The sequence below is a fragment of the Burkholderia sp. AU31624 genome, from assembly GCF_020420065.1.
In the GTDB taxonomy this organism is placed as follows: domain Bacteria; phylum Pseudomonadota; class Gammaproteobacteria; order Burkholderiales; family Burkholderiaceae; genus Burkholderia.
The window spans coordinates 667,031-691,028 of sequence record NZ_JAIZRT010000001.1; the positions used below are offsets into that span (position 1 = coordinate 667,031).

The window sequence follows — 23,998 nt, forward strand, 5'->3', positions numbered from 1 at the left end:
ATCAAAGCTCGCCGATTTTCACGGCTTATCCCGTTCGCGACCGTAATTTACGATGCGGATCCAGTCAAGGCGTGGCCGCCGACGCACGAACCCGCGCCGACGTGAGCACGCACACGAACCTACGGGAGCATCAACATGGATATCGCCATTCTCGGCGCCGGCGTGGCCGGCATGAGCACCGCGCTTGCGCTTGGCCGCCAGGGGCACCGGATACGGCTCTACGAACGCAGGCCGTCCGAGACGACGATGGGGGCAGGCGTCGTGCTCTGGCCGAATGCCGGCTTCGTGCTCGAGCAACTCGGCCTCCTGCCGGACATCGTCGAGGTCAGCGGCCACCTGCATGCGATGCGGTGCATGGACCGGCACGGCACCCCGTTCAAGCGCTTCGATATCGGCGAACTCGACCGCCACATGGGTTTCCCGACGCGCTCGATCCTGCGGCGCGACTTGCAGGCCGTGCTGGCGCGACACGTCGCCGCGCACGACATCGAAGTCTGCTTCGGTCACAACGCGACAGCCATCGACACCGACACCGATGGCCGCGCGATCGTTCGCTTCGACAATGGCGCGACGATCGCCCCCGATCTCGTGATCGGCGCGGACGGCCGCATGAACTCCGTCGCGCGACGTCATGTGGTCGGCGACGCCACGCCCGTCTATCAGGGATTCGTCAACTGGATCGGCGTCGCGCATAGCGATGTGCCGCTGGTCGACGACGTGTCGATATTCGACTACTGGGGCCAGCGCGAACGATTCGGCATCGTCGCGCTGGACCGGCATCGCATGTACTGGGCAGCGGCCCGGGCCGAGGCTGAAATCGACGATAGCGACGATGCGGCACCGGACGATCCCGGCCCGCTGCTGGAACGGCTCTTCGACGGGTGGCCCGCGCCCATCGCGAACGTGATGCGTACAACACCGCCGGGCACGATCGCGAAGATCCGCGTGCACGATCTCGATCCGGTGGACGTGTGGCACCGCGGCAATGTGCTGTTGATCGGCGACGCCGCGCACGCACCACTCCCCACCTCCGGACAGGGCGCATGCCAGGCGCTCGAGGACGCATGGCACCTCGCCCGTTGTCTCGACGAGCATGGAAAAGGCAACGACCTCGACGCAGCGCTCGCGTCGTTCACGCTGAGACGCACCCGGAAAACCACGGCGATCACGCTACGTGCACGCGAGTTCGCTCACCGGCTATTCGGCAACGACACGCACGACGCTGCTCGACAGGTCGATCCGAGCGCCGAAATCGAAGCGCTCGCGAACGCGTGGGGAGCGGGCCTGCCGATGATGCCGGCGCGGGACTGACAAGACGCGCAAGCGATGGCATTCGATCACAAGAACCACCGATACTCCCGCGCCCCGATTTCATTGCGGAAATCCAGCTCCTCCTGCCGCTTGTTCTCGCAATACACCATCACGAACTCGCCGCCGAGCCCTTCGCGCACGGCCGCGTGCTCCTGCATCGACGCGACGGCCGACAGCATCTCCTTCGGGAAATCGATCCCGCTGCCGCGATCCTCGTTGAGCGGCGCGATCGGTTCGAGCTTCGCGTCGAGCCCGTGCTCCATCCCGGTGAGAATCGCCGCGAGCACGAGGTAAGGGTTCGCGTCCGCACTCGCGAGCCGGTGCTCGATCCGCAGGTTGCGCGCATCCGACTCGGGAATCCGGATGCACGCGTCGCGATCCTCGAAGCCCCAGCTCGCGCGGCTCGCCGCATTCACCATCGATCCGTAGCGCCGGAACGCATTGTGATTCGGCGCGAACACGGGCATGCAATGCGGCAGTAGCGCGAGGCAGCCGGCCACCGCGTGCCGCAGCGGCCGCTGCCCGTCCGCGGCGAGCAGGTTGCGCCCCGCATCGTCGTAGAGGCTCACGTGCACATGCATCCCGCTGCCCGGTGCATGCAGGTACGGCTTGCCCATGAAGCTCGCGCGATAGCCGTGCTGCAACGCGACGCCGCGCGTGCTGCGGCAGAACATCGCCGACCAGTCGGCCGCGCGCAGCCCGTCGTCGCAATGGCCGAAATTGATTTCGAACTGGCCCGGCCCGAGCTCGGCGGTGATCACGGTCGCGTCGATTCCCTGCACGCACGCGACGTCGACCATTTCGTGCAGCACGTCGGAGAAGCGCGACAGGCGCTCGATATGCATGTTCGGCTGATCGTCGCGATCGTCGGACAGGCGGTCGCGCGGATACTTCGGCATCCCCGCTTCGAGCTGCGCGGCGAACAGGTAGAACTCGAGCTCGAACGCGACGACCGGGCGGATACCGCGCCGCTCGAGCCGTTTCAGCACGCGCGCCAGCACCTCGCGCGGCTCGAACTCGACCGGCGCGTCGGTGCCGTCCGTCGTGATCAGCATCTGGCCGAGCGGCTGCTTCTCCCAGGTCACCGGCTTCAGCGTGCCGGGGATCAGCCGGCGCACGGCGTCCGGATCGCCGTCGTTGAAACAGTAGTCGCCGATCTTGTAGAGCCCGCCCTGCGTGCCGAGCAGGATGCAGTTCTGCGGCAGCTTCAGCAGCGAGCCGGCCGCCACCTTCTCGAGCGCATCGATCGGGTAGCGCTTGCCGTAGAAATGCCCGGGCAGGTCGAGGCAGATCAGGTCGACATAACGGATCTCGGGATGCGCCTGCCGGAATGCGCGGACCTCGGCGACCAGCGCGGGAACGACGTCAGCCATGTCTCATCCTTTCCATGTCTTGTATGGCGGTGCCGCGATGCGGCGAACCGGATTCATGCAGCACACTCGACAACAACCGCCGCATTTAAATCAGTACTGCAAACATGCTGCGTGGCGCGATGGCCCGCATCACCGCGCGCCCCGCCGACCACTCAGGTGAATACCCAGATCACGCGCGTCGGCACGTCGGTCAGATTGGCATAACGAAAGCGCTTGTGCGCGGGGAGCTGGAATGCGTCGTTAGGGCCGAGCGTGACGGGCGTATCGTCGCCGTCGACCCAGATCGTCAGTTCGCCTTCGAGCACGAAGCCGCCCTGCTCGTCGCTGTCGTCGACGGGCCGCTCGCCGCTGCTCGCGCCCGGCGCGAGATGGCTTTCGAGGATCGAGAAGCGCGAGCGCATGTTCGGCGAAACAAGGATGTCGGTAATGCCGGCCGCGTAATACACGGTGCGCCGCTCGTCGGGCCGCGTCACCCACGGCACGCTGCGCGGTTTGCTCAGGCTGTAGAAATAGGTGGTCGGCACGCCGAGCGCCTCGCCGATCGCGGTGAGATCCGCCACCGTCGGGCGCGACAGCCCGCGCTCGACCTGCGACAGAAAGCCGACCGAGCGGCCGATCCGTTCCGCGAGATCGTTGAGCGTGACCTTGCGATGCTTGCGCAGGTCGCGAATCAGGATCGCCAGGCTTTCTATCTCTTCCTGTTCATTCATGGTGGGTTCCGGTGCAGTCAGACGGTATCGCGCAGACGGTACCAGGCCTTGCCGATCGCTTCCAGCGGCGCGGCGAGCCGGTCGCCGCCGGGGAAGCGCGGGTTGCGGATGCGCTGGTACTGCGCGAGCAGGCGTTCGTCGCCGAGCACCGCGTCGGCCACCGCGCGCGCACCGGCGAGCGTCGGCAGCACGCCGTGCCCCGAGAACCCCTGCAGCCAGAAACGCTGCCCGCGGCGGCCGATGTCCGGCGTGCGGCGCATGCTGATGTCGATATGGCCGCCCCACGCGTAATCGAGCGGCACGCCGGCCAGCTGCGGGAACACGCGTTCGAGGTGCGGGCGCGTGGCCGCCGCGATATCGGCCGGAATCCCGCCGAGATACGTGCAGCCGCCGCCGAACAGCAGCCGGTTGTCGGGGCTCAGCCGGAAATAGTCGGGCACGAACTGGTTGTCGATCACGCAACTGTTCTGCGGCAGCAGCGAACGGGCGACGTCGGGTGCGAGCGGCGCGGTGGCGACCTGGTACGTGCCGACCGGCAACAGCCGGCGCGCGAGATCGCGATCGAGCCGGTCGACGTAGGCGTTGCAGGCCAGCACGAGGACGTCCGCGCGCACTTCGCCGCGCGCCGTGCGGGCAACGTGGCCGCCGGCCGTCTCGCGGCAGTCGAGCACGCGGCTCTGCTCGAAGATGCGGCCGCCCGCGCGCTCGATCGTCTGCGCGAGGCCGAGCGCGAGTTTCAGCGGATTCAGGTGGCCGGCCTCGGGATCGTGCAGCGCCGCCAGGTAACGCGTGCCGCCGATCCATTCGGGCATCTCGTCATGGCCGATCACGCGCAGCCGGTCGTAGCCCCAGCGTTCGGCCGCTTCGTCGCGCGCCTGCTCGAGCATCGCGACACGCCGCGGCCGCACGGCCGCCCACAGGCTGCCGGGCCGGTAGTCGACGTCGAAGCCGTGCCGCGCGGGCAGTTCGCGCACCTCGGCCGCGGCCCAGCGCATGCTGTCCCACAGCAGGCGCGCGCCGTCGCGGCCGAGCGAATCCTCGAGCGGCTGCATGTCGCACGACCAGCCGAGCAGTGCCTGCCCGCCGTTGCGCCCCGACGCGGCCCACGCGACGCGGCTCGCTTCGAGCACGACGACCCGCTTGCCGGCGAGCGCCAGGCGCAACGCCGTATGCAGCCCGCTGAAACCCGCGCCGACGACGAGCACGTCGGCGTCGATGCGTTCGTCCAGCGCCGGACGATGCGGGATCGGCGCCGGGTAGGTGCCGGCGTAGTAGCTTGCGACGTGACGGTCGGACTGCACGAACATGCGGACTCCCGTGAAAATTACGCCGAGAAATTTCATGAAAAATTAGCACGGCAATTTCACGGAGGCAAGCGGGCAAAAAAACGCCGGATCGGCCGATACACGACACGCGTTGCGCATGAACCGCACGGGCCCGGTGAATGTTCCCGCCATCCACCCGGACGAAATTTTTACCGTTGTAAAAATTTTGGACTGAGAGAATGACGCGCTGAGACAGCGCGCTACCCATCCAAGCACGGCCCCCGCAACCCCTTTCAGACCCAACCCAATCGCTGACGGGAGACAAGATGCCCATGAACCGGGATGCAAGCCCGATGGCCGAATCGGATCACGGAGAATTCTCGCTGAGCGAAGTCCCGCTCGAGAAACGCACCGGATTCCTGTCCATCACGATGGTGTTGTTGAGTTTCACGTTCTTCACGGGAACGATGTTTGCCGGCGGCAAGATCGGTGTCGCCTTCGATGTCGTCAGCATGATCCAGATCGCCGTCATCGGAAACCTGTTGCTCGCCGTCTATGCGGCATCGCTTGCGCTGATTGCCGCCCGCAGCGGCCTGAACGCGGTGCTGATGGGGCGGTTCTGCTTCGGGGAAACGGGCAGCAAGCTGTCCGATTTCCTGCTCGGCTTCGCCGAACTCGGCTGGTACGCATGGGGCACCGCGACGGTGGCGATCGTCCTGGTCAAGCTGCTGGGTTGGCCGCCCGCCGTGACCACGCCGCTGATGATCCTCTTCGGATTCGGATTTTCGATCACGGCCATCATCGGCTATCGCGGCATGGATGTGCTGTCGCGCGTCTCCGTGCCGCTGATGTTCGTGCTGCTGATGACGTCGATGGGGATCGCCACCCGCGATATCGGCGGGTGGGCCGGCCTCACGCATGTCGCGCCGTCCCAGCCGATGCCGTTCTCGGCCGCCGTGACCATGGTCATCGGCACCTTTGCCAGCGGCGCGACCCAGGCCACCAACTGGACCCGCCTCGCACGCAGCGCGCGCAGCGCCGTCTCGGCCAGCATGATCGGATTCTTCGCGGGCAACGGCCTGATGATCATCGCGGGCGCATACTGCGCGATCGTCTATCAGCAAGCCGACATCGTCGAGGTGATGATGCTGCAAGGCCTGTCGATCGCGGCGGTCGTGATGCTGTGCCTCAATCTCTGGACCATCCAGGGGCCGACGATGTACAACGTGGCGGCCGCCGGATGCCATCTGCTGCGCACCGAACGGCGCCGCACGCTCGTACTGGTGGGTGCGGCGATCGGCATCGTGCTCGCGGTCGGCGGGATGTACGCGTGGCTGATTCCGTTCCTGGTGCTGCTCGGCTCGATCATTCCGCCGGTCGGCGGCGTGATCATGGCGGACTACTGGTACCGCCATCGCGGGCAATACCCGTCGCTCGCCGCCGCCCGCCTTCCGCGCTTCAACCTGGTCGGCCTGGCCGCGTATGCCATCGGCGCCGGACTCGCCTATACCTCGCCGTGGATCGCGCCGCTCGTCGGCATCGCGGCGTCCGCCGCCGCCTACATCGTGCTGCTGCAGATTGCCCGCGCGTTCGCGCGCGAGCCGTCCGTTCAGGGTGAATGATTCCGCTGCACACCCTCCCGCTCCCCGAACCACAGGAATCCTCATGAAAATCATCAACGCCAGATTGCGCGGCCGAAGCGGCCTCTTCACGATCGACATCGATGCGGGCACGATTCGCGGCATCGACCTCCAGCCGTCGCCGCTGGCGTCTCAAGGGGACGACGTCATCGATGCGGGCAGCCATCTCGTCATCCCGCCGCTGGTCGAGCCGCATATCCACCTCGATGCGACGCTGACCGCGGGCGAACCCGAGTGGAACATGAGCGGCACGCTGTTCGAAGGTATCGAGCGGTGGGGCCAGCGCAAGGCCACCATTACCCATGAGGATACGAAAGCCCGCGCCCACACCACGATCGGCATGTTGCGCGACAACGGCATCCAGCACGTGCGCACGCACGTGGACGTCACCGATCACACGCTTGCCGCGTTGAAGGCGATGCTCGAGGTCAGGGACGAAGCACGCGACCTCATCGATCTGCAGATCGTCGCCTTCCCTCAGGAAGGCATCGAGTCGTTCGACAACGGACGTGCACTGATGGAGCGCGCGATCGACATGGGGGCCGACGTCGTGGGCGGCATTCCGCATTTCGAGAACACGCGCGACCAGGGCGTGAGCTCCATCCAGTTCCTGATGGAACTCGCGGAGCGCAAGGACTGCCTGGTCGACGTTCATTGCGACGAAACCGACGATCCGCACTCGCGCTTCCTGGAAGTGCTTGCCGAGGAAGCGCGGGTTCGCGGGATGGGCCCGCGCGTCACCGCCAGCCACACGACCGCGATGGGTTCCTACGACAACGCCTACTGCTCGAAGCTGTTCCGGTTGCTGAAGCGCTCGGACATCCATTTTGTTTCGTGTCCGACCGAAAGCATCCACCTGCAGGGTCGTTTCGACACCTTCCCGAAACGACGCGGCATCACGCGTGTCGCGGAACTCGATCGCGCCGGCATCAACGTGTGCTTCGGACAGGATTCGATCAAGGATCCGTGGTATCCCATCGGCAACGGCAACATCCTGCGCATCCTCGACGTCGGCCTGCACGTGTGCCACATGCTCGGCTACGAAGACCTGCAACGATGCCTCGACTTCGTGACGGAGCACAGCGCCCGTGCGATGTCCCTGGGCGATCGATATGGCATCGCTGTCGGGCGGCCGGCCAACCTGCTGATCCTCGACGCGGATTCCGACTATGAAGTGGTTCGCACGCAGGCCAAGGTGCGCGTGTCGCTCCGTGCCGGGAAGGTCATCATGCAGCGCGCGCCCGAACGCATCACCTATCCCGAAGCAGGCGCGCGTTGAGCGGGCGACGCCGCTGGTCCGACATGCAGGAGGAAGCATCGTGAGGCACCCGTCCGAGCCGACCGCGGGAACGCCCGGCCGGCCTCACGGCCGGCGCGAAGCGCTGCGCGACACGCTCGAGGCGGCCATTCTCGCCGCCGCCGAGGAATCGTTTGCCATTGACGGATTCGAGGGCAGTTCCGTTGCGACGATCGCAGCGGCCGCCGGCCTGTCGAAGCAGAACCTGATGTACTACTTCCCCACGAAGCTGGCGCTCTACCAACGCGTGCTGGACGACGTATTGCGAGACTGGCTCGGCAGGATGCGGGAGTTTGCGGCGCCCGATCGCGAGCCCGCGGAAGCCATGTCGGCCTATATCCGGGCCAAACTCGAATTCTCCAGAAATCGCCCGCATGGATCGCGGGTGTTTGCGCTGGAAATCATCGGCGGAGCCAGGACCTACGGAAAGGAAATTCGCAAACAACTGATTCCGGTGTTGCGCGACGACATCCGGGTGCTCGAACGCTGGATCGACGAAGGCAAGGTCAGGCAGGTCGATGCCGAGCACCTGTTCTTCCTGATCTGGGCAGCCACGCAGGCGTATGCGGATTTCGCTCCCCAGATGCTGCTGGTGCTCGGCAAGCGTGCGCTGGGAAACGACGATTTCGACGCGGCTTACCGCACGATCTCGGATCTGGTGCTCAACGCATTGATCACCGGCGACGGAAAGCCGGATTGACCGCTTGACCGCCTCCGTCGCCCTTCATGCACTGCACCCCGGCGCCGTCGACACGCGCCGGGGAACCGCCGGTCAGTCGTGCTTGTGGCGCTTCTTGTGTTTGTTGCCGTGGTAATGATCGTTGGAACGCGAGTTGTTGCGCGACACGTGGCCGCCGAGCGCCGCGCCCGCGCCGCCGCCCAAGCCGGCGCCGACGAGCCCGCCGGCCGTGCCGCCCATTGCGTTGCCCGCAGCGGCGCCTGCGCCGCCGCCCAGTGCGCCGCCGACGATCGCGCCCGTGCGTTCGCGTTTGTTCGACGTCACCGCACCGCCTGCGCCGCCGCCCACTGCCCCGCCGATCACGGTGCCCGTGCTGCCGCCAATCGCGTTACCGACCGCCGCGCCGGCGACGCCACCCAGCCCGCCGCCCAGTGCGTTGTTCGTGTCGCCTGCCACGGCCGGCAGCGACACCACCGCCGCCGCACCGACCACCACGGCCATCCCGGCCCATTTCTTCATCATCTGTCTACCCTCTCTGCCTTGCGAGATATCGATGGGCGAATCTAGCACCTTTCCGGGCAGCCCATCGTAATGAAGCGTTAAATCGGGCAGTGTCGTGGCCGGAGCACGCGAGATCGCGGCCTAGCTCGACGCATCCGAGAACGCGCCGGAGTGCGTGATGCGATGTCGAAGAAATTCAAGCAACGCATGCACTTTGCGCGAGTGGCGGCGATTCGGAAGATAGGCGGCATAAACGCAGACGGTCTGGTCGAGCGGGTTGACCGAGTAGTCTTCGAAAAGACGCGTGAGCCGCCCCGCCATCACATCCTCTTCGACGAGCCATTGGGGAAGCAGTGCGATGCCAAATCCGCTGATCACGGCCTCGCGCAGCACGTCCGAGTTGTTCACCGAAAGTCTGCCGTTGATCTCGACATGCTCGGTGCTGCCTGCGCGAGTGAACGACCAACGCTGCACGGCGGCCTGGTACGCAAAACGCAAGCATTGATGGTCTCCCAGATCGTCCGGAGAAGCGGGCATTCCGTTGCTTTCCAGATAGTCACGACTCGCGACGACATAGCGATGATGTTCCGCCAGGCGATTGACGATCAGATTCGGCTGGTTTGCAGGTGTGCCGATGCGCACCGCAACGTCAATGCGCTCGGTCGCCAGATCCAGATACGAATCCGACAGCACCAGATCCAGGGATACGCGGGGATGCTGCTGCAGGAAGCCGGCGATGTGCGGCCCCAGGCACAGGCGCCCGAAAGTCACGGGCATCGAAACACGCAGCGGTCCAACCGCGTCGACACCCGTGTCGGACACACTCCCGTCGGCTTCGTCGAGGTCCGACAGCACGCGCGTGATCTGCTCCAGATACGCGGAACCGGCATCCGTCAACGTGACATGACGCGTCGTGCGAGTCAGCAACGCGCTGCCAAGAGACTTCTCCAACGCGTCCATCAGGCGCGTCACCGACGAAGTGGCCACCCCCATGCGGCGAGCCGCCTTCGAAAAGCCGCCCGTTTCCGCGACGTCGATGAATGCCCGCAACGCAAGAAGCTTGTCCATGCCATGTCCTTTATCTTTGCGCGCACCGCAATGCTGGTTTGCGATCGGCTCATATTCTTTTACCCTGACGCAAAGCCTAAAGTGCTTGAACCGTCAACGCAAGGAGTCTCCAAATGAATCCGCTCGACATCCAGGTCACGTACGACTTCATCTGCCCGTGGTGCTGGATCGGCCACGCACATCTCAAGGCAGCGCTCCGGGAGGCCAACCTGGCCGTCGCACCGACCGTCAAGTACCTTCCGTATGAACTCAATCCGACCATGCCCAAGGACGGAATCGATCGAAAAGCCTATCGCAGCGCCAAATTCGGCAGTTGGGCACGTTCGCAGGCAATGGATGCCGACGTCATGCTGGCGGGCAAACGCGCAGGTGTCGAATTCAACTACGACCGCGTAGCGGTCACGCCCAACACGCGGCTTGCCCATCGCCTGATGTTCCTCGCTCAGTCCAACGGAGATGCGGCCAGGACCGAAGCACTGTTCGAGGCGGTTTTCTCTGCCTACTTTTCCGACGGACAGGACATCGGCATGGCCGAGGTTTTGGTCAGCCTCGCGGAAAGTACGGGTTTCGACGCTGACGAAGTGCGCAGTTTCCTGGCGACGAACGACGGCGAGCGCGAAGTCGTTGCCGACGAAATGCGGGCCGGGGCGGCCGGCATCCGGTCGGTGCCGACAATCCGTGTGGGCGGCGTTCCGGTTAGCGGTGCACAACCGGTTTCGGTGCTCGCTGAAGTGCTTCGGCATGCCACCGGCGACACAACCGCCAAAGCCGCCGTCTGAATCGACACCTGCAGGTGAACGCAAGCGCGCACGCTCGATTCGCGGAATCGGGCATGCGCGCCAAGCACAACACACGCTACTCGTTTGGAGAGACTCATGGTCGCCACCGCAAAAGCCAGGCCGCGCGCACTGATCATCGGCGGCTCGCTCGGCGGGCTCTTTACTGCAACGACGCTGCAAGCCGCGGGGTGGGACGTCGACATCTTCGAGCGCTCCCCGAGTGAACTGGACAGCCGAGGGGGTGGAATCGTGTTGCAGGGTGACGTCCTGTCGGCGTTTCGTTTCGCCGGAATTCAGACCGGCGCCGCGCTCGGCGTGCGGTCGGGCGACCGCATCTACCTGGACCGTACCGATCGCGTCATTCAGCGCAGCTTCATGCCGCAGACCCAGACGTCCTGGAACATGCTCTACGGCACGATGAAGGCGCACCTGCCCGCGCAGGTCTTTCATCCGGGCGAGCGCTTCGTCCGCTTTGAACAGAACGGCGACCGGATCACCGCCTGCTTTGCCAGCGGCCGCATGGAAACCGGCGATCTGCTCGTCGGCGCGGACGGCGCACGCTCCACGGTCCGCGAACAAGTTTCTGCCGGCCTGGCACCCACCTACGCCGGATATGTCGCGTGGCGTGGGCTCGTTCCTGAAGCGGCGCTCCCGGCACGCGCCGCGGATGTTCTCAAGGGAACCTTTGCCTTCCAGCAAGGCCCCGGCCACCTGATGCTCGAATATCTCGTCCCGGGCGAAGACCTGTCGACGCAGGAAGGTCAGCGGCGCTGGAACTGGGTGTGGTACCGGAAGGTTGCCCACGGCGACGAACTCTCATCGTTATTGACCGACCGCTCCGGGATACGCCACTCGTTTTCGCTGCCTCCGGGCGCATTGAAAGACGAAGCACTCGCCAGCCTGACGCAGGCGTCGAAGGCGCTTCTCGCGCCGACTTTCCAGACGTTGGTTGAAGCCACCCACGAACCGTTCGTCCAGGCCATCCTGGATCTGCAGGTGAAGCAGATGGTGTATGGCAGAGCGATCCTGCTGGGCGACGCCGCCTTCGTTCCGCGCCCTCATACCGCGGGCAGTACCGCCAAGGCAGCCGCCAACGCATTGACGTTGGCCACGGCGCTGCAATCCGCGGATGCCGACATCGATGCAGCCCTGTCGCGTTGGCAGGCTGAACAATTGAGTCAGGGCATCGACATGACCGAATGGGGAATGAACATCGGCGACCGGATCATGGGCATCCCGCGCAGCCATGTCGTCTCGACGAGCGCTTGAGCAACAACCGCCGCACATACCGGCGCGAACCCGTGTGGCGGGCGTCGTCGGGCACACGTCGCGAAGCGGAAGCGGCTAACGTCGCTGAACACGCGCAGCGCTGCGCGATCATGTGTTCGGAAGCGGTGTGGTGGCGCTGCCACCGGCGCATCGTGTCCGACTACCTGATCGCGCGCGGCGAAACGGTGCTGCACATCATGGGCCCCCACCGCGTGGAACCCGCGCACCTGACGGCCGGCGCGGTGATCCGGCCTGACGGCACGATCGTCTATCCGGACGCCGGGGACGACGCCACGGCGCCGGGGGCAACCGCGCCCCCCGAGCGCATAGCACGGCGCCCCGTTCGATGGCACGGCGGCCAGCGCATCGCGAACCTCGTCAGTTCCGCGCCGACGCAGGCGCGCCATTCGGCTGCATCAGGCTCGTGCGCACCGCCGGCATCCCCGACGTCACCGCGCCGCCGGCCGGAATCGTCCCGGACGGGGAAGCACCGACCGGCGTCGCCAGCGCCACGCCGCCCAGTGAATTGCCGTACGCGACGATATCGGCGGCCGGGCAGTTGTGCGTCAGCAGCGACACCGGCATGCCGGCGATCGACGCGAGCGTCGTGTCGGCCACCGCGAAATGGCAGACGTTCCCCAACGCCCGGAAGCCGTCATAGCCCGAGCCCGACACGCGGTTGCCCTTCACGACGACGTACGACACCGTCCCCGACCAGGTATCGAGCTCGATCGCGGCCTGGTGGGTAGGCGGCAGGCCGTTGTTCGCATTCGTGCCGTCCTGGATCGCGCCGACGACGTTGTTCTCGATCACGACGTCCGACACGCCGTAGGTCTTCCAGCTATCCTCCTGCGCGACCAGGATGCCGGCCGCCTTCTGCACGCCGCTGACGGTGTTGTTCGAAATCGTCACGGTCCGCCCGCCGACCACGGAGATGCCCCGCCCCCAGTAGTTGCCCGACACCGTATTCCCGTCGATCAGCACGTTGGCGCTGAGGCGGCCGTCACCCTGGTAGCTGACGACGGCGATCATGTCGTCCCCGGTGTTCTTCACCGTATTGCCGCGCACCAGCACGTTGGTCGAGCCGTACGTGGTGTGGATGCCGTCGGCCAGCGTCGCCTCCACGGTGTTGCCCACGATCGCCACGTTGCTGCCGCCGAACACGAAGATCCCGGCGCTGGCGCCACCCTGGATCGTCACGCCGAGCACCTGGACGCCGGTGCCCGTCACCTCGACCTTCGTCGAGGCGGGTGTCGTCAGCCGCGTCGTACCCGTGCCGACCAGCGTGACGCCGACGAGCGTCGAACCGCTGCCGCTCATCATGATGGTCTGATCGGTCGGGTTGGTCGCAACCAGCGTCGCGCCATAGCCGGAGATCACGACGTTCGCCCTGGAGACCGTCAGCGACCGGCCGACGGTGTAGCGTCCCGGCGCGAGCACGAGGCGCTGGCCCGGCTGCAATGCATCGAACGCAGCCTGCAGCGCATCGGCCTGGTCGCCGCCGTTCGCCGTCGGCTGGACGGTCACGGTCGAAAGCGCCGGTGCGCTGCGCGACGGATGCGCATGACGAGCACCGCCCGGCGTGTAGGCGGCCGCCGGCGATGCGGCGAAACAGGCGGTGCAGATCAGACAGACGGCCGTACTCGGACCGACCCCTCGAAACGACTTTTTCATGGTTGTTCTCTCACGCCCGTTCGCCCGCGACGACCGGCCAACGGCTGACGGTCGCGAGGCGTTCGAGCAACGGCGATCGCACGGCGCGTGGCACACGCGGCGCACCATCCCGACTGCGACATTCATCTGCTCCGCCGATGCGGCGGAGCAACGGCAACGAAGCGCCGTCGCGTGGCCGCGATCGACACCCGGTCGCCTGTTCGCCCGCCGGCGCGCATGCGTGTCCCCCGAGAAAAGGCGGCCCGATTCCGACGCGCCGGCACTGCGTGGCCGGAATCGAACCCGTCAACAGGAACTGCGTTCCCGAGCGCACCGGGCGCCGGCTGACCCCCAACCCTGCCGGTTCTTTCCCGCCGCTCATCAACCAGTCTATTTCACGCGCGTCGATCGGCAATCCGACATTGGCCGCGCGACGTCGTAAGACCGCCCGCCCGTCCGCCCGGGCCATCCTCGACCTTGGTCGCGGACGGTGCGGCATCGTCGCTTGCACCGGCCGGGAAGGCTCGCGACGACACTGCGATCGCAGCAGTTCACATCGTCAGCGGTCCTGCATTACCATCATGCGTTCGCCGCCTCTGCCCGCCTCCGGCAGGCGAGCCCCGTCACCTTTCGCTCCCGCTCCGATGCTCGCTCTCGTCATCCTCGCCGGCCTCTGGGCCGGACTGCAGAACACCCTCGCCGGGGGCGGCTCGTTCGTCACGCTGCCCGCGCTGATCGTGTCGGGCATGTCGCCGCTCGCGGCGAACATCACGTCGACGGTCGCGCTGTTTCCCGCGCAGGTCACGACCGGCTGGGCGAGCCGCAAGATGGTGCGCGGCGTGGGCAGGCTGTCGTTTCGCGCGATGTTCATCATCAGCGTGGTCGGCGGTGCGCTCGGCGGGCTGCTGTTGCTGAAGACCCCGTCGTCGATCTTCTCGCGCCTCGTGCCGTGGCTCGTGCTGTTCGCGACGATCGTGTTCGCGTGGGGCAGCTTTTTCCGCAAGCCGGGCGAAGGCACGGCCCACCTCGGCACCGTCCCCGCCGCGCTCTCGCAGTTCATGATCGCGATCTACGGCGGCTATTTCGGCGGCGGGATCGGCTTCCTGATGATGGCCGTACTGACGATGGCCGGCCTGTCGCCGCGCCATGCGATGTCGACGAAGAACGCGCTCGCGGGCGTGATGAACGCATCGGCCGTCGTGCTGTTCCTGACGTCGCCGCACCTGCACTGGGGCAAGGCGCTCGCGCTCGGCGGCGGCGCGATCGCCGGCGGCCTGCTCGGCACCTGGGCGCTGCATCGCGTGAACGAACGCGTGCTGCGGATCGGGATCGTCTGCATCGGCGCGGTGCTGACCGTCGGGTTGTTCGTCAAGCCGATCTGACGCGCGCCCACGCCTGCCGCCGTCGCGGCAATTGATGAGCAAACCGCAAGACGTCTTTCGCATATCTCGTTTGCCGTGACGACGGTGTCCGCCCACAATCCGGGGGTCGTCGTCATCGCCCTCTCGCGGGCACCGACCGACACTTCGCGGCCGCCATTCCGATTCACCGCCGGCGGCCCGGCACATCGCGTCACACACGCTCCCTCGACATCGGCGCCCCATGCGGCGGCAGCACGCTTGCCGCCGCGCGGCCCGATGCGTTCCCGGCCAACGGGCCAACAATAACTAGAGGTAGGAGATGCAGGACAACTCGTTGAGGCAAAGCCTCAAGCAACGGCACATCACGATGATCGCGCTTGGCGGCGTGATCGGCGCGGGCCTGTTCGTCGGCTCCGGCGCCATCATCGCGACCGCCGGCCCCGCGGCGATCCTGTCGTACCTGATCGGCGGCGTGATCGTCACGCTGGTCATGTTCATGCTCGGCGAAATGGCGTCCCGCAACCCCGACAGCGGATCGTTCTCCACCTACGCAAGCAGCTATCTCGGCGAATGGGCCGGCTTCGCGGTCGGCTGGCTGTACTGGTTCAAGTCGATGATGACGATCACCGTCGAGGCGATCCTGCTCGGTGCGATCCTCCACGATTTCCTGCCGTGGCTGCCCGTGTGGGGCGGCGCGCTGTTCATGCTCGTCACGCTGATCGCGAGCAATGCGTATTCGGTGCGCTCGTTCGGCGAAGCGGAATACTGGCTGTCGTTCGCGAAGGTGACGACGATCATCATCTTCATGGCGCTCGGCGCATCGATCCTGCTCGGCTTCCAGCCGCGCATTCCCGCGCCGGGGCTCGTGAACCTCACGGATCACGGCGGCTTCATGCCGAACGGCATGTCGCCCGTGCTGGCCGGCGTGATGGTCGTGATCTTCTCGCTCGGCGGCAGCGAAATCGCGGCCGTCGCGGCGGGCGAATCCGAGAACCCGAGCAAGAACGTGATCCGGGCGATCAAGAGCGTGATCGTGCGCGTGATGGTGTTCTACGTCGGCTCGGTGTCGATCCTGATCCTGTGCATGCCGTGGACCGACAAGGCCAACCTGAAATCGCCGTACGTGTCGCTGTTCGGCATGGCGGGCTTCACGGGCGCGGCCGTCGCGATGAAGATCGTGCTGTTCGTGTCGTTCATGTCGGTGATGAACTCGTTCCTGTTCTCGAACTCGCGCATGCTGTTCTCGCTCAGCCAGCGCGGCCACGCGCCCGCGATGTTCGGCCGGACCAACGCGAAAGGCGTGCCGATGAACGCGCTCGTGCTGTGCCTCGCGATCTGCGTGTCGATCCTCGGCGTTCACTTCGTGAGCGGCGGCGACCTGTTCCTGATGCTCGCGAAGAGCAGCGGCGCGTTCGTGATGATCGTGTGGATCTTCATCATCGTCGCGCACTTCGCGATGCGCCGGCAGGACAAGCACGCGCCGCGCGATCCGCAGGCATTCCGCGCGTGGTTTTATCCAGTGTCGAACTGGATCGCGCTGCTGGCGCTGGTGGCCGTGCTCGGCTCGCAGGCGTTCAACCCGGATTCACGCTTCCAGTTCTGGTTCACGGTATTGACGGCGCTGGCGATCGTCGCGGCCTATTTCCTGCGCCGCAAGCCGGCACAACTCGGCGAGACGGCCGGCGCGAAGGCGCGCTGATTATTGCTCCAGGCGGACGAGCGGTGTGCCGGTCGGCCGCCGCTCGGTTGCTCGACGTCTCAGCCGCTCGACGTCTCGGTTGCTCAACCTCCTGGCCGCTCAGCCGAACGGCCGCACGCCGATCAGCCAGCCGTGCAGGAACCGCGCGAAGACCGCCCACACGACGAGCCCGGCCACGATCGCCACGACGTCGCCCGACAGCCTGCCTACCGGGTAGCGCACGCCATCGCGGCGATCCCGCGCGCGCCACACGACGAAATCGACCAGCGCCCATACGAAGAACGCGCCGAACAGCACGACAGCGTGCAGCGTGCCGTTCGCGAGCAGGTGCGCGATGGCCCACACCGCCACGCCGGCCACCATCGGATGGCCGACGAGCGTCTTGATGCGGTTGCCGGGCACGTAGGACGCGGCGATCAGCACGAAGGCGATCGCGGTCAGCATGCCGGTGAGGTGGCGCACGCCGACGGGCGACACCCACAGCAGCGTCGCGCCCTGGCGCGCGATGCCGTACCCCCAGATGATCAGCACGAAGCCGATGATCGACGCGATCGCATAGGGGCCCTTCCAGCGCTTCTCGCCGATCCGCTCGATCGTCGCCGACCGCCAGCCGTCCGCGACGATCCGGATCGAGTGCACACCGAGGAAGATCGCTAAACCGAGAATCAGGACGAGCATCGGCTGTCTCCGTCTGGAATGATGAGTGGGGGAAGCGCCCCGCGCGGCGTACGATGCGCCGTTCGCGGAGCCGGCGGCGCGGCCGGCGCGGGTCGCGCCAGGCACCGGTGCAACCCGCGCCGATCATAAACGCCGAGGCCGCCGTTGTGAAGCATGGGGGATGTGCGGTGCGGCACGCGCTTGACGCTTTCGTGACTGTGTCCCTCCCCGGCCGCCCTTGTGCCAGCCGGCGCATGTCGCGTGAATCACCGGGCGACGGCCGGGCCGACAAAAAAGAAAAGTCGCGCGGCTTTCGCTTCGCGCGGCCGGCACTATGTTTGCTTGCGCTTCGCCGGGGATTTCGCTGCCGGTTTCGACGTCGGCTTGATAGTTCGCTTCGTTGCCCGCTTGGCTTCCTGTGCAGGCGCTTTCGATGCCGGTTTGGCGGCTCGCTTCGACGCAGGCTTCGCCCCTTGAGCCGGCGCAGCTTTCGGCAGTCCTTTCGATGCCGGCTTGGCGGCTCGCCTCGATGCCGGCTTCGCTTCCTGCGCGGGCGCCGATTTCGATGACGCTTCCGATACTGGCTTGGCCGCCCGCTTCGACGCGGGCTTCGCTTCCTGCGCCGGCTTCGCTTTCGGCACCGCCCTGGCCTTGCGCTTCGGCGGCCCCGCCAGCAGCGCCGCGCGATACGCGCCGCGACACCAGTCGAACAGCGCGCCGGCATCCTCGAGCACGTCGGCCGGCGTTTCGTAATAGCCGTCGAGCGAAACCGTGCGCGTGGGCCGCTCGTACGAGAACGGCCCCATCCCCGCCGCGACGAACGCCGGACGGTTCACGTCATCCACACGCAGGAACAGCGACCCGCGCGACATGAAACCGAACATCACGCCGTCGAGCCGCAGCGCCGCACCGCTGAAGAAGCGCACGACCGTGACGTTGCCAAGCGGCGCGAGCCGATACGCGATCTCCTCGCCGTGCGCCTGTTCCGATTGCCAGCTCATGCGAATGCCCTGCAGCGCTGCGTCCACGCGTCGAGCTCGGCTTCGTCGAAGCCGACCGCCGCCGCGCTCTCGCGAATCTGCCGCCACGTCGCGCGGTCGACCGGTATGCCGCTGGCACCGCGCGCCGCGCGGCTCGCTTCCTCCGGCTCGCCCGGCACCTGCACCGGCGCATCGCCCGCCTGCGGCGACGCCTTCGCCCATGCGACGAACGCATCGGCTTCGCGCTGCGCGTCGGCCGCATCGAACGCGTTCGGGTCGATCAGCACCGACAGCATCCCGTTGACGATCGCGCTCGTCTTCTGCAGCGTGTCGCCGTAGGTCGTATGCCCGCCGACGAGCGCGCCGCCGAAAATCTCGCACATCGCCGCCAGCGCGTACCCCTTGTGCAGCCCGAACGGCAGCAGCGCGCCGAACGGCTGCTCGTGCATCACGGCCGGATCGTCGGTCGGCTGGCCGCGAGAATCGATCAACGACCCGGCTGGCACACGCTTGCCCTGGTTGTACGCGACGCGCGTCTTGCCGTATGCGATCGCGCTCGTCGCGAAATCGAGCAGCAGCGGCGGCCGGCCCGCACGCGGATACGCGGCGCAGAACGGGTTCGTGCCGAAGCGCGGATCGGTGCCGTGCAGCGGCGCGACCAGCAGGTCGCCCGGCACGTTGACGAAATGGAACGACACGAGCCCCGCGCGCGCGCACTGCTCGGCCCAGTGCCCGATGCGGCCGAGATGATGCACGTCGCGCAGCCCGATCGCGCAGATGCCCATGCGTCGCGCGCGGTCGATCCCCTCGACCATCGCCTCGAACGCGATTACCTGGCCGAAGCCGCGACCGCCGTCGATCGTCAGCACCGCGCCGCCGTCGCGCGCGATCGACGCGTGCCCGTTCAGCTGCAACTGCCCTTCCCGCCACGACGCGACGTAGTTCGGGATCATCCCGATCCCGTGCGAATCGTGGCCCGCGAGATTCGCGCCGACCAGGTGATCGGCGACGAGCCTTGCCTCGCGCTCGCTGCTGCCGGCCCGCTCCCAGAGTGCCGCGACGAATGCATGCAGCGGTTCGGCGCGCATGCGCAGCGGTTCGGTATCGGGCGTCGGCAGTGCGGTCATCGGCAAGGTTCCGTGAGGGTGGGTCGGACAGTGGTCACTGCTGATCGTCAAGCGCTCAGCGCGCGGTCGCGATCACGTCCGCGACCGCCGCCGTCAGCTTCTTCGCATACGGCACGTGCAGGAATTCGTTCGGGCCATGTGCGTTCGACTTCGGCCCGAGTACGCCGCACACCATGAACTGTGCGGACGGGAACCCTTCCTGCAACACGTTCATCAGCGGGATCGTGCCGCCGAGGCCCATGTACGCGCAGTCGGCGCCGAAGTGGCGGCGCGACGCAGCATCGAGCGACGACGCGAGCCACGGCGCGAGATCCGGTGCGCTCCAGCCCGTCGCGGCGCCCGCGTCCGGCTTGAACGTGACCTTCGCGTTGTACGGCGGATCGAGTTCGAGCAATTCCTTCAGCTGCTGCACGGCCTGCGCGGCATCGACGAGCGGCGGCAGGCGCAGCGACAGCTTGAACGCGGTGCGCGGACGCAGCACGTTGCCCGCATCGGCGAGCGCCGGCAAGCCGGCCGCGCCGGTGACCGACAGCGACGGACGCCACGTCGAATTCAGCAGCGCCTCGCGCGGATCGGTCGTGGTCGGCAGCACCGGCTTGCCGTCCGCGCCGCAGGCCCACGGCAGCCCCTTCCATACGGCGTCGCCGAGAATCGACGCGGCCGCCTCGGCTTCGCGCACGCGGCTGTCGGGAATCTCGCAATGGAACACGCCCGGTAGCAGGTTGCCGTTCTTCGCATCCTCGAGGCGCTCGAACAGCTGGCGCATCACGCGGAAGCTCGACGGCGCGATGCCGCCGAACACGCCCGAGTGCACGCCTTCCTCGAGCACCTCGACCTGCAGGTCGCCGGACACGAGCCCGCGCAGCGACGTGGTGAGCCACATCTGGTCGTAGTTGCCGGCGCCCGAATCGAGGCACACGACGAGCGACACCTGGCCGAGCCGGTCGCGCAGCGCATCGACGTACGGCAGCAGGTCGTAGCTGCCCGATTCCTCGCAGGTCTCGATCAGGCCGACGCAGCGCGGCCGCTCGATGCCCTGCTCGTCGAGCGCGCCGAGCGCCGCGAGGCTCGCGTAGATCGCATAGCCATCGTCCGCGCCGCCGCGGCCGTACAGCTTGCCGTTCTCGTACTTCGGCGTCCACGGGCCGAGGTCCGCGCGCCAGCCGTCGAATTCGGGCTGCTTGTCGAGGTGGCCGTACAGCAGGATCGTGTCGGTGCTGCCGGAACGCGTGGCGGGCGATTCGAAGAAGATCACCGGCGTGCGGCCGGGCAGGCGCACGATCTCGAGCTTCAGGCCTTTCACGGGCTGGCGCTCGGCCCACTGCGCGGCATCGGTGACGACGCGCTCGAGATAGCCGCGCTTCGCCCAGTCGGGGTCGAATGCGGGGCTCTTCGCGGGGATCGCGATGTAGTCGGTCAGGGCGTGGACGATTTCATCGTTCCACTTGCGCTCGATGAAGGTAACGAGCTTGTCATGGTCGAGGACGGGGGTAGTGTCGACGGAGGTCATGGTGGGGGTGCCTGGATCGGGCTGACGAAAACCCAGATGATACGCCGATGCTCCCGCGCCGGCGCCCCCTTCCCGGTCGCTCAGACCGCCTGCGGAAACGCGTCGCGCAGCCCCGCCGCGCACGCGAGCGCGTCGCGCCACAGGCGTTGCGTCAGTTCGCCCGCATCCGCTTCGCACGCGAGCGCCGCGGCCTCGCCCGACCACAGCAGCGAGAAGTCGTCGCGGCCCTGCCGCTCGAACGCGCCGCGCAGCGGATCGACCGCGGCCGTCGCGAGCGGGAACGCCGGCGCGAGCGCGCTCATCGGCCCCTGCTCGCGCATGAAGCGCGTCAGCAGCCCGCGCGCGGGGCGGCCCGTGTACAGGTTGGTCATGCGCGTGGCGTCGTCGCGCGCGGCGCGCACCGCCGCGCGATGCTGCGCCGAGCGGCCGGCTTGCGGCGTCAGCAGGTAGCCCGTGCCGATCTGCACCGCGCGTGCGCCGAGCGCGAACGCAGCCGCGATGCCGCGCCCGTCGGCGATCGCGCCGGCCGCGATCACCGGCACGCGCACCGCGTCGACGATCTGCGGCAGCAACGCGAACAGGCCCGGTTGCGCGTGGATGTCGTCGGTCAGGAACATCCCGCGATGGCCGCCGGCCTCCGCGCCCTGCGCGACGATCGCGTCGACGCCGCGCGCATCGAGCCAGCGCGCTTCCTCGACGGTCGTCGCGGACGACACCACCCATGCACCCGTGCGCCGCACGCGCTCGAGCAGCGCATCGTCCGGCAACCCGAAATGGAAGCTGACGACGGCCGGGCGCAGTTCCTCGACGACCGCGCACATCGCGTCGTCGAACGGCGCGCGGCCGGGGCCGCCCTTCACGTCGGCCGGATCGAGACCGGCCTCCGCGTAATAACCGGCGAGCGCCGCACGCCAGCGTGCCTCGACTTCGGCGTCGGGCGCCGGCGGCGTATGGCAGAAGAAGTTCACGTTGAACGGCGCGCCTGTGCGCGCCCGGATCGCCGCGATTTCGTCGCGCAGTTGCTGCGGGCCGAGCGCCGCGCACGCGAGCGAGCCAAGCCCGCCGGCTTCGCACACCGCGATCGCGAGCGGGCTCAGCGAACCGACCATCGGCGCCTGGATCAGCGGCAAACGGGAAGGCAGCGTCGTCATCGGAATCGTCCTCGGGGAAGAAGCGGTGGTCGCGTGCGCCGACGGCACGCGTTTAATGCGCCCGATATTAACCGACAAACCCTAACCCCGTTTGCGGCGCCATTTACGTCACGAATTGATTTAACCGATTCGGGAAAAATGGATTATCCACAGCGGCTTCAGCAGCGTGATCCCACCATCGATGGCCGAGACTGACGAAAACGCCCGCATCCTTGCTGCACGGCCCACCCACACCCAAATTCAAACACCGATTCACTGGTTTCAATGACATTCATCAATATTCAAGTTATTAAATACCGGCGTTTACCCTTATTAAAAACCACCAAGGCGATAACATGAAAACGTTAAATAAAACGACGATTCATGCCGGAATCGTCAACCGGCGCCACCCCGCGCCACCTCAACCGCAACTCGTCTCGTCAAGGAGCGTCGCATGTCCGATGCCAGCTCGTCCTCCTCCCGCGCCGCCGCCCCGTCGGCCGCGGCTTCCGCGCCGAAAATCGGCGTCATTCCCGCCACGCTGATGGTCGCGGGCAACATGATGGGCTCCGGCGTCTTCATGCTGCCCGCGAACCTCGCCGCCACCGGCGGCATCGCGATCTTCGGCTGGCTGATCACCGTCGTCGGCGCCGTGTCGCTCGCGCTCGTGTTCGCGAAGCTCGCGGCGATCGACCCGGCCGCCGGCGGCCCGTACGCGTATGCGCGCAAGTCGTTCGGCCCGTACATGGGCTACCAGACCAACCTGATCTACTGGCTCGCGAACGTGCTCGGCAACGTCGGCCTCGCGGTCGCCGGCCTCGGCTACCTCACGCATTTCTTCCCGGTCCTGAAGGACCCGCTCGTGTTCGCGCTCGCGCAGATCTTCGTGATCTGGCTGTTCACGTACGCGAACATCCTCGGGCCGAACGTCGTCGGCCGCGTGCAGTCGGTCACGACGATCTTCGCGCTCGTGCCGATCCTCGGGATGGCCGTGTTCGGCTGGTTCTGGTTCAGCAAGGACGTGTACTTCGCCGGCTGGAACGTGTCGGGCGCGAGCAGCTTCAGCGCGATCGGCGCGACGCTGAACTTCACGCTGTGGGCGTTCATCGGCGTCGAGAGTGCGTCGGTATCGGCCGGCGTCGTCGAGAACCCGTCGCGCAACGTGCCGATCGCAACCGTCGGCGGCGTCGTGCTCGCGGCCGTCTGCTACGTGCTCAGCTCGACCGTGATCATGGGGATGATTCCGAACAAGGCGCTGCTCGCCTCGAGCGCGCCGTTCGCGGATGCCGCGCGCCTCGCGCTCGGCAATACGGCCGCGAACGCGGTCGCGATCTGCGCGGCGCTCGGCTGCCTCGGCTCGCTCGCGGGGTGGACGCTGCTGGTCGGCCAGACCGCGAAGGCGGCCGCCGACGACGGCCTGTTCGCCGGCGTGTTCGCCCGCGTGAACTCGAAGAACGTGCCGTCCGCCGGCCTCGCGATCGTCGCGCTGATCATGTCGGTGCAGGTGCTCGCGACGATGTCGCCGAGCGCGAGCGAACAGTTCGGCAAGATCGCGTCGATCGCCGTGATCATGACGCTCTTGCCGTACATCTACTCGTGCATCGCGATCAAGGTGCTCGGCTACGGCAAGATGCCGTCGCACCAGTTCACGTTCTATACGATCGTCGGCCTGATCGGCGCCGTCTACGCGTTGTGGGCGATGGTCGGCTCCGATGGCCAGCAGACGCGCTGGTCGCTGATCTTCGTCGTCGCGACGATCGTCTTCTACGAGCTGTCGATCAACCGCCAGCGCGAGATCGAGGAAACCCATATCCATCCGGGCGGCCGCTCGCCGCGCTGGGTGCGCTATCTCGCGCTCGGCGTGACCATCGCCGCGCTCGCCGCCACCTTCTGGATCTCCGTGGGCCGTCACCAGGCCGACACCCTTCACGCGCGCTCGCCGGCCGTTGCCGCGAGCGTCCAGGCAACCCAGCAAACGGGGGATTAAAC

At 67.0% G+C, this 23,998-nt stretch carries 20 protein-coding genes and 1 pseudogene; 10 read left to right on the top strand and 11 right to left on the bottom strand.

Annotated elements, in window-relative coordinates; all coding sequences use genetic code 11:
- Window positions 1-135 precede the first annotated feature (135 nt).
- A complete protein-coding gene (locus LGM89_RS03135) occupies window positions 136-1,311 on the top strand; it encodes an FAD-dependent oxidoreductase (RefSeq protein ID WP_226272256.1) in 1,176 nt (391 codons plus the stop codon).
- A 26-nt stretch (window positions 1,312-1,337) separates the two neighbouring features.
- Here LGM89_RS03135 and LGM89_RS03140 read toward each other — a convergent pair whose 3' ends face one another.
- From LGM89_RS03140 to LGM89_RS03150, 3 genes are all read right to left on the bottom strand, one after another.
- Window positions 1,338-2,684, bottom strand: a complete 1,347-nt coding sequence (locus tag LGM89_RS03140; RefSeq protein WP_226202519.1) for a glutamine synthetase family protein — start codon at window positions 2,682-2,684, stop codon at window positions 1,338-1,340.
- Between the two features lie 152 nt (window positions 2,685-2,836).
- Window positions 2,837-3,394 carry a helix-turn-helix domain-containing protein gene (locus tag LGM89_RS03145; RefSeq protein ID WP_089496487.1) on the bottom strand — a complete coding sequence of 186 codons (558 nt, stop codon included), beginning with the start codon at window positions 3,392-3,394 and terminating at the stop codon, window positions 2,837-2,839.
- Window positions 3,395-3,411: 17 nt separating this feature from the next.
- Window positions 3,412-4,701, bottom strand: coding sequence for an NAD(P)/FAD-dependent oxidoreductase (locus LGM89_RS03150; RefSeq protein ID WP_226272257.1), 1,290 nt, complete (start codon window positions 4,699-4,701; stop codon window positions 3,412-3,414).
- A 290-nt stretch (window positions 4,702-4,991) separates the two neighbouring features.
- Between LGM89_RS03150 and codB the strand changes: the two genes are divergently transcribed.
- The 3 genes from codB to LGM89_RS03165 are packed head-to-tail and all read left to right on the top strand — an operon-like array spanning window position 4,992 to window position 8,296.
- Entirely contained in the window at window positions 4,992-6,281 is a 1,290-nt protein-coding gene (gene codB, locus LGM89_RS03155) for a cytosine permease (RefSeq protein ID WP_226272258.1), read from the top strand.
- A gap of 43 nt (window positions 6,282-6,324) precedes the next feature.
- The gene (gene codA, locus LGM89_RS03160; RefSeq protein ID WP_089496484.1) at window positions 6,325-7,578 is read left to right on the top strand and encodes a cytosine deaminase; all 1,254 of its coding nucleotides are present in this window, start codon (window positions 6,325-6,327) and stop codon (window positions 7,576-7,578) included.
- Window positions 7,579-7,618: 40 nt separating this feature from the next.
- Window positions 7,619-8,296, top strand: coding sequence for a TetR/AcrR family transcriptional regulator (locus LGM89_RS03165; protein ID WP_089496483.1), 678 nt, complete (start codon window positions 7,619-7,621; stop codon window positions 8,294-8,296).
- Between the two features lie 72 nt (window positions 8,297-8,368).
- Here the strand turns inward: LGM89_RS03165 and LGM89_RS03170 are convergent, their stop codons facing one another.
- Together LGM89_RS03170 and LGM89_RS03175 are read right to left on the bottom strand one after the other, a co-directional pair.
- Window positions 8,369-8,797, bottom strand: coding sequence for a hypothetical protein (locus LGM89_RS03170; protein ID WP_226272259.1), 429 nt, complete (start codon window positions 8,795-8,797; stop codon window positions 8,369-8,371).
- Between the two features lie 120 nt (window positions 8,798-8,917).
- Window positions 8,918-9,844 (bottom strand): LysR family transcriptional regulator, encoded by a 927-nt coding sequence (locus LGM89_RS03175; RefSeq protein ID WP_226202515.1) that lies wholly within the window; start codon window positions 9,842-9,844, stop codon window positions 8,918-8,920.
- A gap of 113 nt (window positions 9,845-9,957) precedes the next feature.
- Between LGM89_RS03175 and LGM89_RS03180 the strand changes: the two genes are divergently transcribed.
- The 3 genes and pseudogenes from LGM89_RS03180 to LGM89_RS03190 form a co-directional block, all read left to right on the top strand.
- The gene (locus LGM89_RS03180; protein ID WP_226272260.1) at window positions 9,958-10,623 is read left to right on the top strand and encodes a DsbA family oxidoreductase; all 666 of its coding nucleotides are present in this window, start codon (window positions 9,958-9,960) and stop codon (window positions 10,621-10,623) included.
- A gap of 96 nt (window positions 10,624-10,719) precedes the next feature.
- Entirely contained in the window at window positions 10,720-11,892 is a 1,173-nt protein-coding gene (locus LGM89_RS03185; RefSeq protein WP_226272261.1) for an FAD binding domain-containing protein, read from the top strand.
- A pseudogene (locus LGM89_RS03190) lies at window positions 11,823-12,215 on the top strand (DUF488 family protein); the annotation flags it as partial. The gene LGM89_RS03185 and the pseudogene LGM89_RS03190, both read left to right, overlap by 70 nt.
- A 55-nt stretch (window positions 12,216-12,270) precedes the next feature.
- Here LGM89_RS03190 and LGM89_RS03195 read toward each other — a convergent pair.
- Window positions 12,271-13,566 (bottom strand): nitrous oxide reductase family maturation protein NosD, encoded by a 1,296-nt coding sequence (locus LGM89_RS03195; RefSeq protein ID WP_226202509.1) that lies wholly within the window; start codon window positions 13,564-13,566, stop codon window positions 12,271-12,273.
- A gap of 623 nt (window positions 13,567-14,189) precedes the next feature.
- Between LGM89_RS03195 and LGM89_RS03200 the strand changes: the two genes are divergently transcribed.
- Both LGM89_RS03200 and LGM89_RS03205 read left to right on the top strand, forming a co-directional pair.
- Entirely contained in the window at window positions 14,190-14,927 is a 738-nt protein-coding gene (locus LGM89_RS03200) for a sulfite exporter TauE/SafE family protein (RefSeq protein ID WP_226272262.1), read from the top strand.
- Window positions 14,928-15,225: 298 nt separating this feature from the next.
- Window positions 15,226-16,605, top strand: a complete 1,380-nt coding sequence (locus LGM89_RS03205; RefSeq protein ID WP_319000744.1) for an amino acid permease — start codon at window positions 15,226-15,228, stop codon at window positions 16,603-16,605.
- A 99-nt stretch (window positions 16,606-16,704) separates the two neighbouring features.
- On the opposite strand, the gene LGM89_RS03210 is transcribed toward LGM89_RS03205, so the two are convergent.
- From LGM89_RS03210 to LGM89_RS03230, 5 genes are all read right to left on the bottom strand, one after another.
- Window positions 16,705-17,283: an NnrU family protein gene (locus LGM89_RS03210; protein WP_089496475.1), complete on the bottom strand. Its 579-nt coding sequence runs from the start codon at window positions 17,281-17,283 to the stop codon at window positions 16,705-16,707.
- Window positions 17,284-17,594: 311 nt separating this feature from the next.
- A complete protein-coding gene (locus LGM89_RS03215) occupies window positions 17,595-18,290 on the bottom strand; it encodes a TfoX/Sxy family protein (protein WP_226272263.1) in 696 nt (231 codons plus the stop codon).
- Window positions 18,260-19,369: a malate/lactate/ureidoglycolate dehydrogenase gene (locus LGM89_RS03220; RefSeq protein ID WP_226272264.1), complete on the bottom strand. Its 1,110-nt coding sequence runs from the start codon at window positions 19,367-19,369 to the stop codon at window positions 18,260-18,262. The genes LGM89_RS03215 and LGM89_RS03220 overlap by 31 nt, the downstream gene beginning before the upstream one ends.
- A gap of 55 nt (window positions 19,370-19,424) precedes the next feature.
- Window positions 19,425-20,879, bottom strand: a complete 1,455-nt coding sequence (locus tag LGM89_RS03225; protein ID WP_226272265.1) for a M20 family metallopeptidase — start codon at window positions 20,877-20,879, stop codon at window positions 19,425-19,427.
- Between the two features lie 80 nt (window positions 20,880-20,959).
- Window positions 20,960-22,030, bottom strand: a complete 1,071-nt coding sequence (locus tag LGM89_RS03230) for an NAD(P)H-dependent flavin oxidoreductase (protein ID WP_226272266.1) — start codon at window positions 22,028-22,030, stop codon at window positions 20,960-20,962.
- 433 nt (window positions 22,031-22,463) lie between these two features.
- Here LGM89_RS03230 and adiC point away from each other — a divergent pair, with 433 nt between their 5' ends.
- Complete coding sequence (adiC, locus tag LGM89_RS03235; RefSeq protein WP_226202493.1) at window positions 22,464-23,996, top strand: arginine/agmatine antiporter; 1,533 nt, start codon at window positions 22,464-22,466, stop codon at window positions 23,994-23,996.
- Window positions 23,997-23,998: the final 2 nt, after the last annotated feature.